At 58.5% G+C, this 19,325-nt stretch carries 19 protein-coding genes; 13 read left to right on the forward strand and 6 right to left on the reverse strand.

Translation table 11 applies throughout. From position 1 onward, the window contains the following. The first annotated feature begins 160 nt into the window (after positions 1 to 160). Both trkA and ADH66_RS04460 read left to right on the forward strand, forming a co-directional pair. Positions 161 to 1,522 carry a Trk system potassium transporter TrkA gene (gene trkA, locus ADH66_RS04455; RefSeq protein WP_066535175.1) on the forward strand — a complete coding sequence of 454 codons (1,362 nt, stop codon included), beginning with the start codon at positions 161 to 163 and terminating at the stop codon, positions 1,520 to 1,522. 13 nt (positions 1,523 to 1,535) lie between these two features. Next, positions 1,536 to 2,984: a TrkH family potassium uptake protein gene (locus tag ADH66_RS04460; protein ID WP_066535173.1), complete on the forward strand. Its 1,449-nt coding sequence runs from the start codon at positions 1,536 to 1,538 to the stop codon at positions 2,982 to 2,984. 38 nt (positions 2,985 to 3,022) lie between these two features. Here ADH66_RS04460 and ADH66_RS04465 read toward each other — a convergent pair whose 3' ends face one another. The 6 genes from ADH66_RS04465 to acpP all read right to left on the reverse strand — a co-directional run bounded on the left by ADH66_RS04465 (position 3,023) and on the right by acpP (position 9,277). Continuing rightward, on the reverse strand, positions 3,023 to 3,364 hold the full coding sequence (locus tag ADH66_RS04465) for an RNA polymerase sigma factor (protein WP_084384247.1): 342 nt from the start codon (positions 3,362 to 3,364) through the stop codon (positions 3,023 to 3,025). 12 nt (positions 3,365 to 3,376) lie between these two features. Continuing rightward, positions 3,377 to 4,969 (reverse strand): peptide ABC transporter substrate-binding protein, encoded by a 1,593-nt coding sequence (locus tag ADH66_RS04470; protein WP_066535171.1) that lies wholly within the window; start codon positions 4,967 to 4,969, stop codon positions 3,377 to 3,379. 147 nt (positions 4,970 to 5,116) lie between these two features. Beyond that, positions 5,117 to 5,968 carry a sugar phosphate isomerase/epimerase family protein gene (locus ADH66_RS04475; RefSeq protein ID WP_066535169.1) on the reverse strand — a complete coding sequence of 284 codons (852 nt, stop codon included), beginning with the start codon at positions 5,966 to 5,968 and terminating at the stop codon, positions 5,117 to 5,119. A 22-nt stretch (positions 5,969 to 5,990) separates the two neighbouring features. Continuing rightward, a complete protein-coding gene (locus tag ADH66_RS04480) occupies positions 5,991 to 7,109 on the reverse strand; it encodes a Gfo/Idh/MocA family protein (protein WP_066535167.1) in 1,119 nt (372 codons plus the stop codon). A 173-nt stretch (positions 7,110 to 7,282) separates the two neighbouring features. Next, positions 7,283 to 8,722, reverse strand: a complete 1,440-nt coding sequence (gene proS, locus ADH66_RS04485) for a proline--tRNA ligase (protein ID WP_066535163.1) — start codon at positions 8,720 to 8,722, stop codon at positions 7,283 to 7,285. Positions 8,723 to 9,043: 321 nt separating this feature from the next. Further along, positions 9,044 to 9,277 carry an acyl carrier protein gene (gene acpP / locus ADH66_RS04490; protein WP_066535161.1) on the reverse strand — a complete coding sequence of 78 codons (234 nt, stop codon included), beginning with the start codon at positions 9,275 to 9,277 and terminating at the stop codon, positions 9,044 to 9,046. Positions 9,278 to 9,484: 207 nt separating this feature from the next. Between acpP and ADH66_RS04495 the strand changes: the two genes are divergently transcribed. The 11 genes from ADH66_RS04495 to ADH66_RS04545 all read left to right on the forward strand — a co-directional run bounded on the left by ADH66_RS04495 (position 9,485) and on the right by ADH66_RS04545 (position 19,285). Next, positions 9,485 to 10,366, forward strand: coding sequence for a shikimate dehydrogenase family protein (locus tag ADH66_RS04495; protein ID WP_066535159.1), 882 nt, complete (start codon positions 9,485 to 9,487; stop codon positions 10,364 to 10,366). Then, positions 10,363 to 10,896 carry a shikimate kinase gene (locus tag ADH66_RS04500; RefSeq protein WP_066535158.1) on the forward strand — a complete coding sequence of 178 codons (534 nt, stop codon included), beginning with the start codon at positions 10,363 to 10,365 and terminating at the stop codon, positions 10,894 to 10,896. Before ADH66_RS04495 ends, ADH66_RS04500 begins: the two co-directional genes overlap by 4 nt. Positions 10,897 to 11,167: 271 nt before the next feature. Then, positions 11,168 to 12,181 (forward strand): 3-deoxy-7-phosphoheptulonate synthase, encoded by a 1,014-nt coding sequence (gene aroF / locus ADH66_RS04505; protein ID WP_066535156.1) that lies wholly within the window; start codon positions 11,168 to 11,170, stop codon positions 12,179 to 12,181. After that, positions 12,178 to 13,023, forward strand: coding sequence for a prephenate dehydrogenase (locus ADH66_RS04510; RefSeq protein ID WP_236757184.1), 846 nt, complete (start codon positions 12,178 to 12,180; stop codon positions 13,021 to 13,023). Before aroF ends, ADH66_RS04510 begins: the two co-directional genes overlap by 4 nt. A 20-nt stretch (positions 13,024 to 13,043) precedes the next feature. Then, entirely contained in the window at positions 13,044 to 14,108 is a 1,065-nt protein-coding gene (gene aroB, locus ADH66_RS04515) for a 3-dehydroquinate synthase (RefSeq protein WP_066535155.1), read from the forward strand. Continuing rightward, complete coding sequence (locus ADH66_RS04520) at positions 14,108 to 14,791, forward strand: response regulator transcription factor (RefSeq protein ID WP_066535152.1); 684 nt, start codon at positions 14,108 to 14,110, stop codon at positions 14,789 to 14,791. The genes aroB and ADH66_RS04520 overlap by 1 nt, the downstream gene beginning before the upstream one ends. A 69-nt stretch (positions 14,792 to 14,860) precedes the next feature. Then, the gene (locus tag ADH66_RS04525; RefSeq protein WP_066535150.1) at positions 14,861 to 15,784 is read left to right on the forward strand and encodes an ATP-binding cassette domain-containing protein; all 924 of its coding nucleotides are present in this window, start codon (positions 14,861 to 14,863) and stop codon (positions 15,782 to 15,784) included. Beyond that, positions 15,781 to 16,701 (forward strand): ABC transporter permease subunit, encoded by a 921-nt coding sequence (locus ADH66_RS04530; RefSeq protein WP_066535145.1) that lies wholly within the window; start codon positions 15,781 to 15,783, stop codon positions 16,699 to 16,701. The genes ADH66_RS04525 and ADH66_RS04530 overlap by 4 nt, the downstream gene beginning before the upstream one ends. Continuing rightward, the gene (locus ADH66_RS04535; protein ID WP_088364372.1) at positions 16,698 to 17,459 is read left to right on the forward strand and encodes an ABC transporter permease subunit; all 762 of its coding nucleotides are present in this window, start codon (positions 16,698 to 16,700) and stop codon (positions 17,457 to 17,459) included. Before ADH66_RS04530 ends, ADH66_RS04535 begins: the two co-directional genes overlap by 4 nt. 14 nt (positions 17,460 to 17,473) lie before the next feature. Then, a complete protein-coding gene (locus ADH66_RS04540) occupies positions 17,474 to 18,361 on the forward strand; it encodes an ABC transporter permease (protein ID WP_066535142.1) in 888 nt (295 codons plus the stop codon). Between the two features lie 18 nt (positions 18,362 to 18,379). Next, positions 18,380 to 19,285, forward strand: coding sequence for a sensor histidine kinase (locus ADH66_RS04545; RefSeq protein ID WP_066535137.1), 906 nt, complete (start codon positions 18,380 to 18,382; stop codon positions 19,283 to 19,285). Positions 19,286 to 19,325 lie beyond the last annotated feature (40 nt).

The raw sequence follows: 19,325 nt of genomic DNA on the forward strand, positions 1-19,325 counted from the left end.
GGCGGGAAGTGTGGGATAACATGATGAAGGCCCATTTGCTGCTCCCACTGCACCTCGGAGCTTAAAAAAATAGGTATTGCAGTATAGCCCGGTTTGTGATAGTATATGTGCGGCGGCTTTTACAGCCGCCCATATCATGAAATCAGGGAAGGTCAAATAAATGAGAATCGTTATCGCCGGCGACGGCAAGGTGGGCTCGGCCCTTACGGTGCAGCTTGCAAAGGAGGGCCACGATGTGGTGGTCATTGACAACAACAAGCTGGTCCTGGAGGAGGCCCAGCAGTCCCTGGACATAAACGTGGTCCATGGCAACGGCGCCACCATCACCACCCAGAACCAGGCCAATGTGGGCGGCAGCGACCTGCTTATCGCCGCCACCTCCATGGACGAGACGAACCTTTTGTGCTGCATAACCGCCCACAAGCTGGGCTGCGCCCACACCATCGCCCGGGTCAGGAACCAGGAGTATTTCAGCCAGCTATACGACTGGAAGGAGGACCTGGGGCTCTCCATGATGATAAACCCGGAGCTTGCCACCGCCAGCGAGATATACCGCCTCTTGCAGTTCCCCTCGTTTTTGCGCCGGGACTCCTTTGCCAAGGGAAGGGTGGAGATAGTGGAGGTGGAGCTCTCGCCGGACAGCTTTTTGGACGGATGCAAGCTCATGGACTTTGACAAGAAGGTGAAGGTAAAGGTGCTGGTCTGCGCCGTACAGCGGGGCAGCGAGGTGTATATCCCCGACGGCAATTTCCAGCTGCAAAAGGGGGACAGGCTCCACGTGACCGCCTCCAGCTCCACCCTTGCGAAGCTCATACGCAATATGGGCGTTACCCAGCGGAAGATCAGGGACGTGATGATAATCGGCGGCAGCCGCATAGGCTTCTATCTGGCGGCGGAGCTTTTAAGGTCCGGTGTGGACGTGAAGCTTATCGAGAAGGACCCGGCCAGGTGCGTGGAGCTCTCGGAAAACCTTCCAAAGGCCACGATTATAAACGCCGACGGCTCCGACAGGAATATCCTTGACACCGAAGGTCTTGCTAAGACCGACGCCGTTGTGACTCTTACGGACTTCGACGAGGAGAACCTGATAATCTCCATGTACGCAAACTTCCTGGGCACCTATAAGGTGATAACCAAGATAAACCGCACCGAGTTCAACGAGGTGTTGGTGGACAAGGGCATTGACTGCGCCGTGAGCCCCAAGGACCTTTGCACCACGGACATCATGCGGTATGTCCGCGCCATGGGCAACCGCAGCGGCGGCACCGTGACCACCCTGCACCGCATCGTGGAGGACAAGGTGGACGCCCTGGAGTTCCAGGTGGGCCGGGGCACCCCACATTTGGGCCAGCCCCTCTATAAGCTTCGGCTGAAGCCCGGTACCCTTATCGCCTGCATAAACCGCCGCAGCCGTACCATAATCCCCAGCGGCGGCGACTGCATAGAGGCCGGGGACTCGGTGATAATCGTCTCCACCGCAGACAGGGCCATAAAGGATCTGCGGGACATCTTCCTGGACTAAAGGGGGCGCTTCTGTGAATTACCGGATGATTCTGCGGCTTATCTGCTATATCCTGAGGGTGGAGGCGGTCTGCCTGCTGCCAAGCCTGCTTATCTCCTTTTTTAGCGGGGAGACCGGGGCGGTGATAGGCACGGCGGCCACCATAGTCATATCAGCGCTTTTGAGCCTTACCTCCTTTCTGCTGCCTCCCAGGGACAAGCAGATAAGCGCCCGGGAGGGCTTTCTCAGTGTGGCCCTGTGCTGGGTGGTGGTGTCCCTCATAGGGGCCCTGCCCTTCTACATAAGCGGGGCGGTGCCAAGCTATATCGACTGCCTTTTCGAGACGGTCTCGGGCTTTACCACCACCGGGGCCAGCATACTCACAGACATAGAGGCCATGCCCATGGGGCTCTTATACTGGCGCAGTTTTACCCACTGGCTGGGGGGCATGGGTGTGCTGGTGTTCCTTTTGGCGGTGATACCCATGGGGAAGGGAAAGAACTCCCTTCTGCACGTGATGCGCGCCGAGAGTCCCGGACCTCAGGTGGACAAGCTGGTGCCGAAGCTTCAGGACAGCGCAAAGATACTCTATGCCATATATATCGGCCTTACACTGTTGCAGATAGTTCTGCTGCTTTTGGGCGGGATGCCCCTTTTCGACAGCGTCACCACCGCCTTCGGCACGGCGGGCACCGGCGGCTTTGGCATAAAAGCGGACAGCCTGATGGGCTACAGCCATTACCTACAGGGGGTCTGCACGGTGTTTATGGCCCTGTTCGGGGTGAACTTCAGCATTTTCTATCTGCTGCTTCTGCGGCAGTTTATGAAGGTTTTAAAGAACCAGGAGCTGCTTTTGTACCTTGGGATAATGCTGGGGGGTATTCTCATAATCGCCTTTGATATTCTGCCACAATACGTGAATATTGGCGAGGCCCTGCACCAGGCGGCTTTTCAGGTTTCGTCCATCATGACCACCACGGGCTTCGCCACCGCCGACTTCAATCAGTGGCCCGCCCTCTCGAAGACCTTATTGGTGCTGCTGATGTTCGTGGGAGCCTGTGCCGGCTCCACCGGCGGGGGCATTAAAGTGGCGCGGGTGCTGCTTTTGATGAAAGCAGGGCGGCGCAACGTAAAGCGGATGCTCCGGCCCCGCTCCGTATCCCAGGTGCATATGGACGGCCAGACGGTGGGTGAAGAGGTGGTGCAGAACACCCACAGCTATCTGGCGCTGTATATGGCCATAATGGTGCTCTCCGTCTTTCTGATAGCCCTGGACGAGTTTTCCCTTGAGACAAACGCCACGGCGGTGATAGCGTGCCTGAATAATATCGGGCCGGGGCTTGACATGGTGGGGCCCATGGGGAGCTTTTCAGCCTTCTCCTGGCACAGCAAGCTGGTTCTCACCTTCGATATGCTGGCGGGAAGATTAGAGCTTTTCCCCATGATAATGCTGTTCGTACCCCTTGCCTGGAAACGCACCTGAGAATAAAAAACGCCCCGCCATGCGGCAGGGGCGTTTTTCTATTCGTCGATTTCCTCGTCCATGGCCGCCTGAAAGGCCTCGGCATAGTCCAGGACCCGTCGTATACGCGCCTTAGCGGTTTTTAAGTGCTTATAGACCGTGGATTTGCCGATGCCCAGTTTCCTGCCTATTTCCTCCATAGTCATGCGCTCCGTAAAGTACAGCTCGACGCACTCCCTCTGCCTAGGGGTGAGCTCCCGGCTTATGGCAACACTTAACGCCGCCCGCATGAGCTTACCGCTCCTCGGCCGCCGGGACCCGGCCTGCAGTTCCGGGATACTGTCCTCGGGGCTGGGGTCGAAGCTCATGGATTCCTCAAGACGAAGGGACTTATTCCTCATGCTCTGCCTCCCTTACTCCGACTTCTTCGCCCGGGAGAAATTTATTAGCAGGTCCGGGGAAGCGGAGATGCCCTGGCTTTTGGGGCTGCTGACGTAGTAGGTTTTGTCGCTGAACAGGGGATAGAAGACATAGTGCTTCTGCAAATATTCCTCCAGCTCCTGGTAAGCGGACAGCTCAAAGGTCAGGGAATGCAGCTGGCTGTCATACCCTGTGTCCCTGTATAGGGAGGGCGTGGAGCTGCTCTCAAAGGCCTTGAGCACTTGATAGGGGGTGGTGCCCCCGGCGCGCAGGGTATAGAGGGCCGCCTGGTATTCTCCGCTGGCAATGCGGGACTGGAAGGCGGCGTCGTCCAGGGGCTCGATATTATAGGCGCTGCCCAGGGCGTCGTTCCAGGACACCAGCAGGCCGTTGGCAATATTGATGGATTCCTCGTCGTTTGGGCAGATAATGGTGATGTTTGGCATACGGCTGTCGCCGCTGAGGGTAAGCAGCGAGGGCAGGAGAGTCTCTGTTATGGTGTTGTCCTGCTGGGTGAACATGGGTATGCCGCCGGTGTAGTAGTCCCCGCCGTTCCAGTGCACGCAGTTGGGCATGATACCCAGGGCCTCCTGGCTGTTTTTGTCCATGCGCCGGTCCAGAAGGTTCTGGCGGTCTATGAGCTTTGTAAATATTTCACGGGCCTGGGGGTACTTCAATATGCCGGCGTCGGCATTGAACAGCAGGCCGGTCACCGCGTCGTCCAGAACCTGCACCCCGCAGCCGTTATTCGCGGCCTCCTCGGCGGCGGTTTCCGGGAGGGTGGTGATGTCTATCTTTCCCTCCATAAGCGAGGTGATAGGATCGGCGGTAATGGAATTGTCATAATCGATAAGGTAGGTCAGGCTCCCCGGCTGGACATTGTCCCGGGCCCGGTAGTTATCAGAGGGCACAAGGGTTATCTGTCGCTTGCCGGGGTCTGTGCTCCAGGAATATATGCTCTCAAAGGTAAAGGGACCGTTGGTTATAAGATACTCCGCCGAAAGGCCGTAGTGGCCGGAGCTTTCCTCGAAAAATTCCCTGTTGCAGGGCATATAGTGGGTGCCGGCGGTAAGAGCGGGAAAGTCCGGGTAGCTGCGCTCCAGGTTCACCACCAGGGTGTGCTCGTCCTGGGCCCATACCCCCAGGAATTCCTGGTCCGCTTCGCCGTTATATACGGCGCGGGCCCCCTGGATAACGAACAGGTCGTCCACCGAGGGGGTGGCCGTCTCCGGGCGCAGGGCCCGTTGTATGGCAAAGAGGAAGTCGTCGGCGGTAACCGGCGCGCCATTGCTCCACTTGGCGTCGCCGTACAGGTGGAAGGTGAACTGGGTGCTGTCCTCGTTCACGTCCCACTTGCGGGCCGCGCCGGGGACCACCTCCCCCTGATCGTCGATGCCGCATAGTCCCTGGAAGATGGAGCCGATGACTTGGAAGGAGGACTGGCGGGAGGCGGTCTGGGGGTCCAGCGTGTCCACGTTCTGGGGCAGCGCGTATGTGAACTCCATGCCGGACTGGTAGCCGCCGGAGCAGGCGGAGAGACCGGCGAGGAGTAATATGCTAAATAATATGCAGAGAAGGCGGTTCATGTGTGAGCTCCTTTTGTATAGATAAGGGTATACCGTTTGTATTTTATAGTATACACATTCTTATCGAATTTATAATTCCGTAAAGGAATTATTATCTCCAAAACAAAAGACCCTCCGCATTTACGGAGGGTCCCATATTGCGAAATTTTACACGTTAGCCTTCAGCCAAGCCACGTCCTCCTTCAGGCAATCGATACGGCTCTTGCCATCATAGCTGGCCTCGCGCTCCACAACGTAGATAACTCCGTCGCGCTGAGCGTCGGCGGCCGCCTTAACGGTCCTCCAGTCCACAATGCCGCTGCCGGTGGGGACGTTGAGCTTGTCCCGCTCCTGCATCATCTTGATGAACTCAGGGGGGAAGATGGGCTTGCCGTCCTCGTCCAGCTCGAACTTGGGCCACTCGGGCGGATTCTTCCGGGAACTGGCCTTGTCCGGACCAATGACCGCGCCGTTCTCCTTGATGTGGATGGCGGCGATACGCCCGGCGTGCTGGTTGATGTACTCCACCGGGTCAATGCCCGCAGCGGAGGCCCAGCCGCAGTCTATCTCAAAGGCCACGGTCTCGGGGTCGGTGTTCTCAATGACCCAGTCGTAGAGGTACTTGTCCTGGTCCTTGTTGAACTCCTGGGTGTGGTTGTGGTAGCCAATGGTGATGCCGTATTTCTTGGCTTCATTGCCCCACTTGTTGAGCTCGGCGGCCACCTCCTTGGCCTCCTCCGCGTCGCAGAAGGAGGTCATGGGGCAGGCAACGAACTTCACGCCCAGCTCCGCCAGATAGGGGAGATGCTCGCCCATCATCTCAAAGGGAACATGGGCAGAGACGGCCTTTATGCCGGCCTCACTGAGAGCTTTCTTGATGACCTCAACGGGCACGTCCTTATAGTCCTGGGCAAACTCCACCCCGGAATAACCCATCTCGGCCGCGCATTTGATCTTCTCAACGGCGGAGAGGTTGCAGTCATGTCCGAAGGAGTAGAGCTGCAAATTGATATTTTCCATTACGATTTACCTCGCGCCCGGCTTAAAACTTGATGGCCTGGCCGGTCCTGGAGGACTGGTAGATGGCGTCGAGGATCTTGGTCACCACGAAAGCCTGGTCGGCGGTGACGAACAGCTCGCCCTCGCCGCGCAGGGCCTTGACCCAGATGTCATGCTCCTTGGAAAGGGGAGCGGGGCCCTGGCTGAAGCCGGGAATATAGCCGCGGATCTTCTCGCCGACCCAGGAGATGGTCTGCTCGTTGGCGACGATATGGTTCAGGCGCACGCGGCCCTCCAGGGTGTCAAGACCGCCCTTGGTGCCGCAGAGCAGGGTATGGGCCTGGTTGTCGCAGCCGGCCTTCTCGGCCATGTTCATGGCCCAGGAGGCGCGCAGGTTGATGACGGCGCCGTTCTTCATCTTGATCTGACCCACAGCGGAGTCCTCAACGTCATAAGTCTCGTTGTTCCAGTGGTCGGGCTCACCCATCCAGTTGTTCTGGCCCTGTACATCGGGAGTGAGCAGACGGCCCAGCTTCTCGAAGGAGGTGCCTACCACGTAATCAACATCGTAGTTGTTCATCAGGAACAGGGTGTTGTCCAGAGCATGGGTGCCGATGTCGATCAGGGGTCCGCCGCCCTGCTTGGACTTGTCGGTGAACACGCCCCAGGTGGGCACGCCGCGGCGGCGCAGATAGGTGGCCTCGGCGTAGTAAATGTCGCCCAGCCAGCCGTCGGCAACCACTTTGCGGGCAACGGCGTTCTCATGGAAGTGGCGGTACTGATAGCCGATGGTCAGCATCTTGCCGGTGCGGTCACGGGCGTCCAGCATCTTCTGGGCATCCTCGGGAGTGGCCGCCATGGGCTTCTCGCAGAGAACATGCTTGCCAGCTTCGAGAGCGGCAACAGTGATCTCGCAGTGGGCGATGTTGGGGGTCAGCACGTGTACGGCGTCGATGGTGGGGTCAGCCAGCATCTCGTGATAGTCGGTATAGACCTTGGCGTCGGGGGTGCCGTACTCTTTGGCAGCCTTCTCGGCGCGCTCGGGGATCAGGTCGCAAAAGGCGCACAGATCAACGTACTCGGTCTGCTGGGACATACCGGGCAGGTGCTTCTGGTTGGCGATGCCGCCGCAGCCGATGAAGCCTATCTTTAATTTAGCCATGGGAATCATCCTCCTATTATTATATGCTGTGTATTCCCCGCAGGCGGGAAATACACGACACATTGATTACAAGCCTATTGTAATACATATGGGAAAAAAAGGCAAGAGGTATTTGGAGCTTTTCATAAAAATTTTTTGTTCCAGGCCCGGACTTATAGTTACGGTAAACTACATCAGTATTGCCTGCCCCAGTAGAGCATATGCTTTGCCGGTTTCCCGCAGCAGGCGCACACGTCGGAGATATGCTCCTCCTCAAAGGGTATGCAGCGGGACTTGACGCCTCCAGTCTCCTCCTTGAGCTTGTCCTCGCAGGCGCTGTCCCCGCACCACATGGCCTTGATAAAGCCGGGCTTGTTTTTGGCTATGTCCAGGAATTCCTCGTGGTCATGGGCGACGTGGGTCTTCTGGTCCATGTTCTCCTGGGCCTTGTGGAGCATACTGTCGTGTATCACGTCAAGCACAGCCGTAATGGTGTTTTCCAGGTCCTCAAGGGGCGCGGGCCACTTGTCGCCGTTGTCACGGCGGGCAAGCATACACTGGCCGTTTTCAATATCCTTGGGGCCTATCTCTATGCGCAGGGGCACCCCCTGCATCTCGTACTGGGCGAACTTCCAGCCGGGGGAGTTGTCGCTGTCGTCCAGCTTTACCCGGAACTTCTCGCTGAGCCTGTCCCGCAGCTCTGCCGCTTTTTCAAGGACCCCGGGCTTATGCTGGGCGATGGGCACTATCACCACCTGGACGGGGGCGATCCTCGGGGGCAGCACCAGACCGTTGTCGTCGCCGTGGACCATTATCACTGCGCCCACCAGGCGGGTGCTCATGCCCCAGGAGGTCTGGAGGGGGGTGTGAAGCTGATTGTCCCGGCCGGTGAAGGTGATGCCGAAGGCCTTGGCGAAACCGTCGCCGAAGTAGTGGGTGGTGCCGCCCTGCAATGCCACGCCGTTATGCATCATGGGCTCCAGGGTATAGGTGGCCTCGGCCCCGGCGAACTTCTCCTTCTCGGTTTTTTTGCCCACTACGGGCGGTATTGCCAAAGCGTCGCGGTAGACCTCCTCATATACCCTCAGCATTTTAAGGGTGAACTCCTGGGCTTCTTCGGCGGTCTCGTGCATGGTGTGGCCCTCCTGCCACAAAAACTCCATGCCGCGCAGGAAGGGCCGGGTGGTCTTCTCCCAGCGGAGCACAGAGCACCACTGGTTATAGAGCTTGGGCAGGTCGCGGTATGAGTGTATCTTCTTCTGATAGTGCTCGCAGAACAGCACCTCGCTGGTGGGGCGGATATAGAGCTTCTCACTGAGCTCCTCGCCGCCCCCCTGGGTCACCACCGCGCACTCGGGGGCGAAGCCGTCGATATGGTCCTTTTCCTTCTGCAAAAGCCCCTCGGGGATGAGGAGGGGCATACAGACATTCTGCACCCCCAGCTTTTTAAAGCGCGTGTCCATCTCCCGCTGGATATTTTCCCAGATGGCGTAGCCATAGGGCTCGTATACCATGCAGCCCTTCACGCTGGAATAGTCGGCCAGCTCCGCCTTTTTCACAACGTCCGTGTACCACTGGGCGAAGTCTACGTCCATGGAGGTGATATCCTCCACCCTCTTTTTCTGTTGTGCCATTTTTTACCGTCCTCTCTTTTTTGCGCTTTTGCACCTATTATAGCGGCAAAGTTCGTGTTTTGCAAGGAAAATAAGAAAAAAGCCCCTGGGGTCAGGGGACTTACCCAGCTATTTTGAGAACCCCAGCTCGTTGCCATCGGGGCGTCCACCTCAAAGTTTGTCCTGCCACCGTGATTAAATGCCGCCCTGCTCCGCCTGGCCGATGGAAAATGTGGCCCCGGTTCCTTTGGGGTCGAATAATTGGGGTTTTCTGGTAAAACCACATAAAATAATAGCCCGGACGGCCCGTCCAGGCATTTTTTGAGTAAGGGAAAAGTAAGGTCAATCCTGAGAGTGGCTCTCGATGTACTCCACCAGTGCGCCGACGGTCTTGATGTTCTCGACCTCCTCGTCGGGGATCTCCACCTCAAAGTCGTCCTCGATGGTCATCAGCAGGTCCACCACGTCCAGGGAGTCCGCGCCCAGGTCGTCCTCCAACAGGGTGTCCACGGTTATCTCCTTCTCCTCCACGCTGAACTGCTCACTGAGTATGGCCTTGATTTTTTCCAGTACCATTTTGTTGCCTCCTATTATTTTTGTCTTGAGCTTCCCGATAAAAGGGGTTTCCCCGATGCCGGGGTAGACAGACCGGCCGGGGTGTGGTATAATCTCTCTCGGACGGTAAGTCTCTCGTCCCTATCATTGTATTAACTGAAACGTGCTTTGTCAACTATGAATTTGAAAAAATTTCGCATAAATACCTAAAAAAGGGGAGGTTTTCCTATGAAGACCCAGAAAGCGGCGGTTATCGGGCACCCAATAGGCCATACGATGTCTCCGTTTATCCAGGAAAGGCTCTTTGGGCTATCGGGCATACCCATGGAGTATCAGGTCATCGATGTGCCGAATCTTGCCGACGCGCTGCCAAAGCTTCGCGAGCTTGACTGCTTTAACATCACAATTCCCCATAAGACCGGCATTATACCCTATCTTGAGGATATGTGTGAGAGCGCCAGACTCTGCGGCTCGGTGAACACAGTGAAGGTCACTGACGGCAGGCTCTACGGCTATACCACCGACGGCGCGGGCGCGGCGGTGTCCCTTGCCGTACACGGCCTTGATTTTTGCAGGAGGGTCCTTATCCTGGGCAACGGCGGCGCGGCCCGTGCCATAGCCTTCCAGGCGGCGGTGAACCGGCCGGACTTTGATATCAGCATAGCCCACCGGGAGGGCTCCTGCGACAAGGCCATGGCCCTCGCAGGGGAGCTGGCGGACTTTGCAAGGGCCCGGGGGGATAAGAAATTCCGCATAACCGTCATGAGCTATAGGGAACTGGAGGACGAGCCCGGCAAGGAATACGGCTTGCTGGTGAACACCACCAGCGTGGGTATGTACCCGGAGGTGAAGGCCTGCCCGGTGAGCGGGAGGGTGGTGGAGCGCTGTGAGGCGGTGTTCGACGCGGTGTTCAATCCGGGGGAGACGGAGCTTTTAAAGCTTGCAAAGGAGCTTCGCAAAAAGACCGTGCCGGGGATGGGTATGCTGGTCTGTCAGGCGGCGTATTCACACAAAATATGGTACGGCACTGAATTTAGGAATGAGGATATACTACAGCTTATAGAGGAGGCCAAGGAGGAGCTGGCTGTAAGGTTTGGGGGGGGAGCATGAAGGGGAACATAATTCTCTGCGGCTTCATGGGCTGTGGCAAGAGCAGCGTGGGAAGAAGGGCCGCAGTGCTTTGCGGCCGTGAGCTCTGCGACCTGGACAGGTATATTGAGGAGAAGGCCGGTATGACCGTCAGCGAGATTTTCGCCCGGTACGGCGAGGAGGGCTTTCGCAGGCTTGAGCGGCAGGCTGTCCGGGAGGTGGCCGGGACCCCGGGGCTGATAATCGCCAGCGGCGGCGGCACTGTGCTCAGCGGAGATAATGTGGAGGCCTTTCACAATGAGCGCGGGCTGATAGTCCTTCTGGACGCGCCTTTGGCCGCCCTACAGGAGCGGCTGAAGAACGATAAGCGCAGGCCCCTCTTACAGGTGCCCGACAGGCGCAGGGTGATAAACGAACTCTATGAGAGACGCATACCCCTGTATCGGGCGGCCGCTGATGTGGCAGTAGACGCGGGAGCGCCGCCCTTGACGGTGGCGCGGCGAGTTGCCAAATTAGAAAAAAGCCTTGACAACCCAAGCGATATGCGCTAAAATAACCAAAGACCAAAGATATAGGAGCCGGGCCGCATGATACTCTCATACGCGAAACGATTTTACTACTTTTTCAGCCTGCGATTTACCGCGCGGGCTTTTTCCGCGTGGAGATTTACATACGGCTGCGCTGCCTCTTAACGCCCAGAAAAAGCGGCGGGGGAGGATAGGTTTTACGCGGGGATACCCGCTGTGCGGAGCCGGACAGTTCCTTTTAGGAACTGGGGCTCCTTTTTCTTTTGCAAAATTACATGAAGGGAAGTAGAAAGACATGATCATCGTACTGAAAGCAAACCAGCCAAAGGAGAAGGTGGACAGCTTCATAAAAAAGCTCACCGGCTCCTACGACGTGCAGGTGAACACCTGGGTGGGCGCCCACAGCACCGTGTTGGGCCTGTTGGGAGACACCACTGCCGTGGACGAGGAGTATATAGCGGCACAGGAGGTTGTGGACAGCGTGCGCCGGGTCCAGGAGCCCTATAAAAAGGCCAACCGCAAGTTCCACCCCGAGGACACCGTCATAACCCTCCCCGGCGGACAGAAGATAGGCGGGGGCACCCTGGCGCTTATCGCCGGGCCCTGTTCGGTGGAGAGCGAGGAGCAGATATGCCTGGTGGCAGAGAGCGTGAAGAAATCCGGCGCGTCCTTCCTGCGGGGGGGAGCCTTTAAGCCCCGCACCTCCCCCTACGCCTTCCAGGGCATGAAGGCAGAGGGCCTGGAGCTGCTGTCAAAGGCCAAAGAGAGGACCGGCCTGCCCATAGTCACGGAGATAATGAGCGCGGAGCACCTGCCCCTTTTCGACGATGTGGACGTAATCCAGGTGGGAGCCCGGAATATGCAGAACTTCGAGCTCCTGAAGCGCCTTGGAAAGCTGGATAAGCCCATTCTGCTAAAGCGCGGCCTTGCGAACACCATCGAGGAGCTCTTAATGAGCGCGGAGTACATCATGGCCGAGGGCAACGAGCAGGTCCTCCTCTGCGAGCGGGGGATACGCACCTATGAGACCATGACCCGCAACACCCTGGACATCTCGGCGGTGCCGGTGATAAAGCGCCTGTCCCATCTGCCGGTGATTGTGGACCCCAGTCATGCCAGCGGGATAAACTGGCTCATAGAGCCCCTTGCCATAGCCGCTGCCGCCGTGGGGGCGGACGGCCTTATCATCGAGGTGCATAACGACCCCAGCCACGCCCTCTGCGACGGGGCTCAGTCCATCACCCCCGACCAGTTCGACAGCCTTGCGAAGAAGGTCAACACGGTCTTCGGCACGGTGCACTCCCTATGAAGGATAACGGGGCCATGAAGATAATCATAGTGGGCCTGGGGCTTATCGGCGGCTCTATCGCAAAGGCCTTAAAGCAGAACACTCCTCATCAGGTGCTGGGCATGGATACAGATGAGGGTTCTCTTCTGGACGCGTGCTCCTGCGGGGCCATTGACGGCAAGGCGGGGATAGAGGACCTAAAAAATGCGGATATGGTGTACCTGTGCGTGTACCCGGGCGCGGCCCTGGACTTCACCCGGGAGCATGGGCCGGACCTTCGGGAGGGCTGTGTGCTTACGGACACCTGCGGCATAAAGTCTGCGGTCTGCGCGGGCATGGAGGAGCTGCGGAATACCGGCAGGTACGTCTTTGTAGCCGGACACCCCATGGCCGGGAAGGAGCGCAGCGGCTTTGCCGCCTCGGACCCCAGCATATTCGTGGGGGCCTCGTACCTCCTCGTGCCTGGGGACGCGCCGGGGTGGGCGGTGGAACTGGTGGAGGAGATGGCACTTTGTATGGGATTTGGGCGGACAGTGCGCACGGACCCAAAGCACCACGACCAGATGATAGCCTTTACCTCCCAGGTGCCCCACGCTCTGGCCTGCGCCTATGTGCTGAGCCCCCGCTGCCCGGAGCATAAGGGCTTCTCGGCGGGGAGCTATCGGGACGTTTCGAGAGTGGCGAACATAAACGACGAGCTTTGGAGCAGGCTGTTCCTGGACAATAAGGACGCTCTTACCGAGGAACTGGAGGAGCTTATGGGCAACCTTAAAGCCATAAGGGACGCTGTGTCGAAGGGCGACGAGCGGGAACTTCGGAAGCTTCTTAAACGAGCCGGGGACATCAAGCGGCGGGTCGGATAACACAGAGAGGAGACAGGCTTATGAATATAGAAGTCAGGACGGACAGGCCCTATACCGTCACAGTGGAGCGGGGGGCCCTGGACAGGGCGGGGGAGCTGCTGCGCCCCTTAAAGAAGCCCGGGACCCGGGTGATGCTTATAAGCGACAGCAATGTTATGCCCCTTTACGGTAGGCGGCTGCGGGAGTCTCTGGAGGGCGTGGGTTTCCCGGTGAGCGAATTTATCTTCCCGGCGGGTGAGGAGCATAAGCAGATTGACACGGTCTGTGATATGTACAGGGCCCTTTCAGAGGGCGGCTTTACCCGCACGGACCTTATTGTAACTCTGGGCGGCGGGGTCACCGGGGACATGGGCGGCTTTGCGGCGGCGACCTTCCTCAGAGGGATGGACTTTGCCCAGGTCCCCACCACCGTGGTGTCCCAGGCGGACGCAAGCGTTGGAGGCAAAACCGGGGTGGACCTGCCCTTTGGCAAGAACCTGGTGGGGGCCTTCCATCAGCCCATAGCCGTCATAAGCGACCCGGACGCCCTCTCCACGCTGCCAAAGCACTACTTTAACGACGGTCTGGGCGAGGTCATAAAGCACGGAGCTATAGCAGATAAGGAGCTGTTCGAGGCCCTTGAGAGAGGCGGCGCGCAAGAGCAAAGCATTGCTCTGGAGGATTTGGAGCAGGTGATGGGCCGCTCTGTCTCCATCAAGCGGGACTTTGTGGAGGCCGACACTAAAGATACCGGACGCAGGATGATACTGAACTTCGGCCATACCTGCGGCCACGCCCTGGAGAAGCTTCACGGCTTTCGGGACATCTCCCACGGCGAGGCGGTGGGTATCGGCATGGTGCTGGCCTGCAAGGCCGGCGAGAGGCTAGGGGTGACGGAGCCCGGGACCGGGGAGCGTATAGCCGGGGCGCTCAAAAAGTACGGTATGCCCACAGAGCCCGGCTTTGCCATGGAGGAGATAGTGGCGGCCACGGCGCTGGACAAGAAAAGCGACGGAGATACGGTACGCTTTATACTCCTTCCAAGGATAGGCGAGAGCCTTATCCGGCCCATGACACGTAAGGAGCTTTTGGAGGCTCTGTCATAATGGACAGGATATTGGTGGTGGACGACGACCTGCACATCGGGAACCTTTTAGAGGAGATACTCACCAGGGAGGGGTACCAGGTCTTTCGGGCCTACTCCGGGACGGAGGGGCTGCTGCTGGTGGACCAGGCTCAGCCGGACCTGGTGCTTCTGGACCTTATGCTGCCGGGGCTGTCAGGGGAGGAGCTGCTCCCAAGGCTTGATGGTGTGCCGGTTATAGTGCTCAGCGCAAAGGCCGGGGTGGACAGCAAGGTGGATATGCTCCTGGGGGGCGCGGCGGACTATGTGACGAAGCCCTTTGACACAAAGGAGCTGCTGGCAAGGATAGCTGTACAGCTTCGTGACGGAGCCCGACGGGAGCATGACAGGCTGAACTATGGTAAGCTCAGTCTGCACACGCAAATGCACTGCGCCTACTATGACGGCGAAGAGATAAGGCTGACCCCCACGGAGTACGCTATCTTACGGCAGCTCATGCGCAACCCCACAGGGGTTGTGACGAAGTCCCAGCTTTTGGAGCGCATATCCCTTGATACGCCTGACTGCACGGAGAGCTCGCTGAAAACCCACGTCAGCAATCTCAGGAAGAAGCTGAGGACCGCCACCGGGCGGGAGTATATAGAGTCGGTCTGGGGGATAGGCTTTAAGCTTACAGGGAAAGATGAAATCTTAACCAAATCTTAACTCTTTTCTTAACCGCTTTCTTAACCTTTTGGTACTATAATAATCCCATCACCAAAAGGAGGTAACCCTATGGAATACGTACTTCAAACCAGCGCCCTGGGCAAGTCATACCGCGGGTTCAAGGCTCTGGACAACTTTAACATCTCGGTGCCCAAGGGGGCCATATACGGCATCGTGGGCAAAAACGGCGCGGGCAAGACCACGCTTCTGCGGCTTATCTGCGGGCTGCAAATGCCCACCTACGGCACCTACAGCCTCTACGGCATAAACGACGGCAGCCCGGAGATAGTCAAGGCCCGCCGCAGAATGGGCGCTGTGGTGGAGACTCCCTCCATTTATCTGGACATGACGGCCTCCGATAACTTAAAACAGCAGTGCCGGATCCTGGGCCTGCCGGACTACTCCTGCGTAGAGGAGCTTCTGGACCTTGTGGGCCTTTCGGGCACAGGCAAAAAGAAGGCCAAGAACTTCTCTCTGGGTATGCGCCAGCGGCTGGGCATAGCCGTGGCCCTGTGCGGAGACCCGGATTTCCTGGTGCTGGACGAGCCTGTCAACGGCCTGGACCCCCAGGGCATTGTGGAGATCCGGGAGCTTATCCTAAAGCTCAACCGGGAGCGGGACATCACCGTGCTTATCTCCAGCCATATCTTAGAGGAGATGCACAAGCTGGCCACCCACTACGGCTTTATAGACGGCGGCTGCATGATTCGTGAGATAAGCGCCGAGGAGCTGGAGGCTACCTGCCGCAAGTGCATCCGGGCCGACGTGTCCGACACCCAGGCCACAGCCCTGGTGCTGGACGAAATGGGCCTTGAGTACAAGATACTGGAGAACCGGCAGGTGGACATCTATGACGCGGTGAATATGTCGAAGCTCATTTCTGCCCTCTCTGAAAAGGGCTGCGAGGTCTTCTCGGTGCAGAACCACGACGAGAGCCTTGAGAGCTATTTCCTCAGCCTTGTGGGTACCGGGAAGGGGGGTGCGCGCAGATGATGAAGCTTTTATCCGCCAACTTCTTCTCCATGCTCCACACCAAGCGCCTTTGGCTGGGGGCCGTATTCATGGCGGGCTTCGCCGGGATAGAGATTTGGTCCCGGCACAGGCTGGTAAGCCAGGGCTTTGCCGACGCGAACCTTGACGAGAGCATACTGTCCTTTGCCCCCCTGATTTTTGTGCTGCTGCCCATTATCTGCGGTCTCTTTATCAACACCGACTATCACGACGGCACCATAAGGAACAAGCTTACGGTGGGACGGAGCAGGAGCTCGGTTTATATAGCAAACCTGCTGATAGTCTGGCTGGTGGAGATATTCTACACTGCTATACATTTCGTGGTTGTGCTTGTGGGCGGCATTGGCCTGACCTTCAATAATCTTGCGGACACTTTGCTCAGAGGCGGTCTCCTGCTTCTGACAATAGCTGCCCTTGCGGCCATAGCTACCTTTATCGCCACCCTTATCACCGGGCGCTATGCCCTGGTGCTCTGCGCCCTTATAGCCATCGGCATGATGTTCGGCTCCCAGATGATGAACAGTATGCTGGAGAGCCCGGATACGACCCCCGATTATAGAGACGTGACGATAATAACCGACGAGGACGGCAATACGCGGTATGAATATTTTGACAGCGAGGGAAATAAGTACGCAGACCCAGACGACATTCCCATGGTGCCAAACCCCGGCTATGTCCATGAGCCACTTCGTACCATCATGCGAAAGTATAACGACGTGTCCCCCGGCGGGCAGCTCTGGGAGATAGTCCAGAGGGGCCATGTGGAGTGGGATATTGAGAAGCAGGAGCGTGTGGAGCTTGTCACGCCGGTCTGGCAGCTGGTGCTCTACTCGGTGCTGCTCATAGTGGGCTTTACCCTGTTGGGGCTTGGGATATTCAAGAGAAAGGACTTGAAATGAGACGGCTCATAGCTGCTGATATGGCGCGGCTCTGGCGATGGAGGCCCTTCCGGCTGGGAGGGGCCTTCATGGCCGTGTATGGGCTTTGCAACCTGCTTTTGCACTTTGCCCTGGAAGACAGGCAGGACGTGGGCCCGGAGGTGGCAGCGATGGACTTCGTCATTACTATGGTGTACGTCCAGGCCCTGATTGCCGTAAGCTTTCTCAATGGAGACCACAGCTCGGGGGGCATAAAGAATAAGCTTGTGATAGGCCGCACCCGCGGGGAGGTGTACATGAGCCACCTGCTGGTGCAGTATCTTGGCGGGCTTATCCTGGCTGCGCTGTACCTGCTGCCGGCGCTCCTGCTGGGGCCGCTGCTCCTTGGCGGGCCGGGGGCGGGGCTTTTTGCAAGGCTGGGCTGCTATCTGGCGGTGCTGCTGTCATTTACGGCCATATATACGCTTGTGGGTCTGCTTCTCCCCAGGCGGTGGGTGACCACGGCGGGGTTTGCGGGGGCCTTCCTGCTGATGTCCTGCTGCGCACGAATGGACGCGGGGCTCGCCATCCCCAGAACCGCCCCGGCCTATGTGAAGGAGCCGCTGCGGGGGGTATACTGTCTTTTTCTGGACGTGAGCCCCATGGGGGAGGCCTTACAGCTTATAGGTACCAGCTTCAGGCAGTCGGAGCTCTGGGTGCTGGCCGTCAGTGGGCTGGGGGTGGCGATGATTGCGGTGATCCTCGGGATGATAGGCTTTTTGAGGATGGATATTGATTAGGGGGGGAGCGGAATATGTGGAAACTTATCTGCGCGAATACATTTGTGATGCTGCGCTCAAAGCGCCTGTGGATCGGGGCGGCAGCCCTTGTGGTTTATGACCTGGGTATTGTGAATTTTACTATAAGCGGGCTTAGGGGCCCTGGAGCAACCGGGCTTGAAGCCCAGGTATTCGGGTTTCTGGGGCTGGCGGCGCTGCTGGTGCCGGTGGTGACGGTGCTGTTTGTGAACACCGACTATCACGACGGCACCTACCGCAGCAAGCTCTCCGTGGGACACAGCCGGGCGGCGGTGTACCTTGCAAACCTGCTGGTGAGCGCCCTTGCGGGGCTCTTTTACTTCGCCCTGCACCTGCTGGTGGCGCTGCCCGTGGGGTATGCCGGGGGCGGCACGTTCCTGCTGGACCCGGGGGAGCTGGCGGTGCGCATGGGGGCGAGTATCCTAGTGCTGCTGTCCCTGACGGCCATTACCGTGGCGGTCTCTATGCTGATGACACATAGGGCGGTGACGGTGGTGGTGATAATTATGATGGCGCTCCTTTTAGACGGCGCGTCCCTTCTTGAGAACTGCCTTGCCCAGCCGCCACAGGTGCGGGACGTGACGGGGACGGTGGAGGTGGTGAACGAGGAGGGCGAGACTGTTCTGCGGTACGTGGACCGGGAGGGCAGGGAGCTGAAGGTCTCCGAGACCGAGATGGTCCCAAACCCCTATTACATCGGAGAACCTCTGCGCACGGGGCTCTGCCTTGTGAACGACCTGCTCCCAGGGGGACAGATATTCCACCTGATGGGCCTGACCCAAAGGCAGGTCCCGGCGTGGAGCGTGGGGCTGAACGCCGGAGCCATGGCCCTGCTGTCAACGGCCCTGGGCCTTGGGCTGTTCCGCCGCAAGGACCTTCGATAAAGCTTTGGGGGTGATTTGATGGGACCTTTTCTGTGGCTCTTGCTGCTGGCGCTTATAGCTGCGGTCATCGGCCTTGGGATAAAGCTGCGGCTCATGCGCCGGGCGGCGGGGGAGATAGCGAAGGGCTTTTCCAAGAAGCTTCGGGAGGACACCAACACGCTTATCGACATCTCCAGCCGGGACAAGAGTATGCGGGAGCTGGCTTCGGTAGTCAACTCGGAGCTCAAGCGGCTTCGGCGGGAGCGGCTTCGGTATCAGCAGGGGGATCTTGAGCTGAAGGCCGCGGTGACGAACATCTCCCACGACCTGCGCACGCCGCTGACGGCCATCTGCGGATATCTGGAGCTTTTGGAGCGGGAGGAGCTGAGCCCGAAGGCTGCGGGGTATACGGACGTCATACGCGGCCGGGCGGAGCTGCTGCGCAGCCTTACCGAGGAGCTTTTTCGATACTGCGTGGTGTTGTCGGACCCTGGCGGGCTGAACGCTGAACCGGTGGACCTGGGGGCGGCGCTGGAGCAGAGCCTTGCGTCCTTCTACACGGTGCTTACGGAGAAGGGGATAGAGCCCGAGATAACCATGCCGCCGGGACAGGTGGTGCGAAGGCTGGACAGGGCGGCGCTCTCAAGGGTGTTCTCGAACCTTCTCAGCAACGCCGCCAAGTACAGCGACGGCGACCTGCGGGTGGAGCTGACCCCGGGCGGTAAGGTAAAGTTCTCCAACCGTTGCCGGGCTCTCACCGGGGTGGAGGTGGGGAAGCTGTTCGACAGGTTCTATACAGTCGAAGCCGCCCGCAAATCCACCGGCCTGGGCCTCTCCATAGCCAGGGCCCTCTGCGAGCGCATGGGCGGGGAGCTTGTGGCAGAGTATATCGATGGTTCGCTGGTAATGACCGCTGACTTTTCGGAAGCAGGAACAGGGCAGTAAATTATAAGGACCGGCCTCAAAAAGGGCCGGTCCTGTTTTG

Source organism: Acutalibacter muris, from assembly GCF_002201475.1.
Lineage (GTDB): Bacteria > Bacillota > Clostridia > Oscillospirales > Acutalibacteraceae > Acutalibacter > Acutalibacter muris.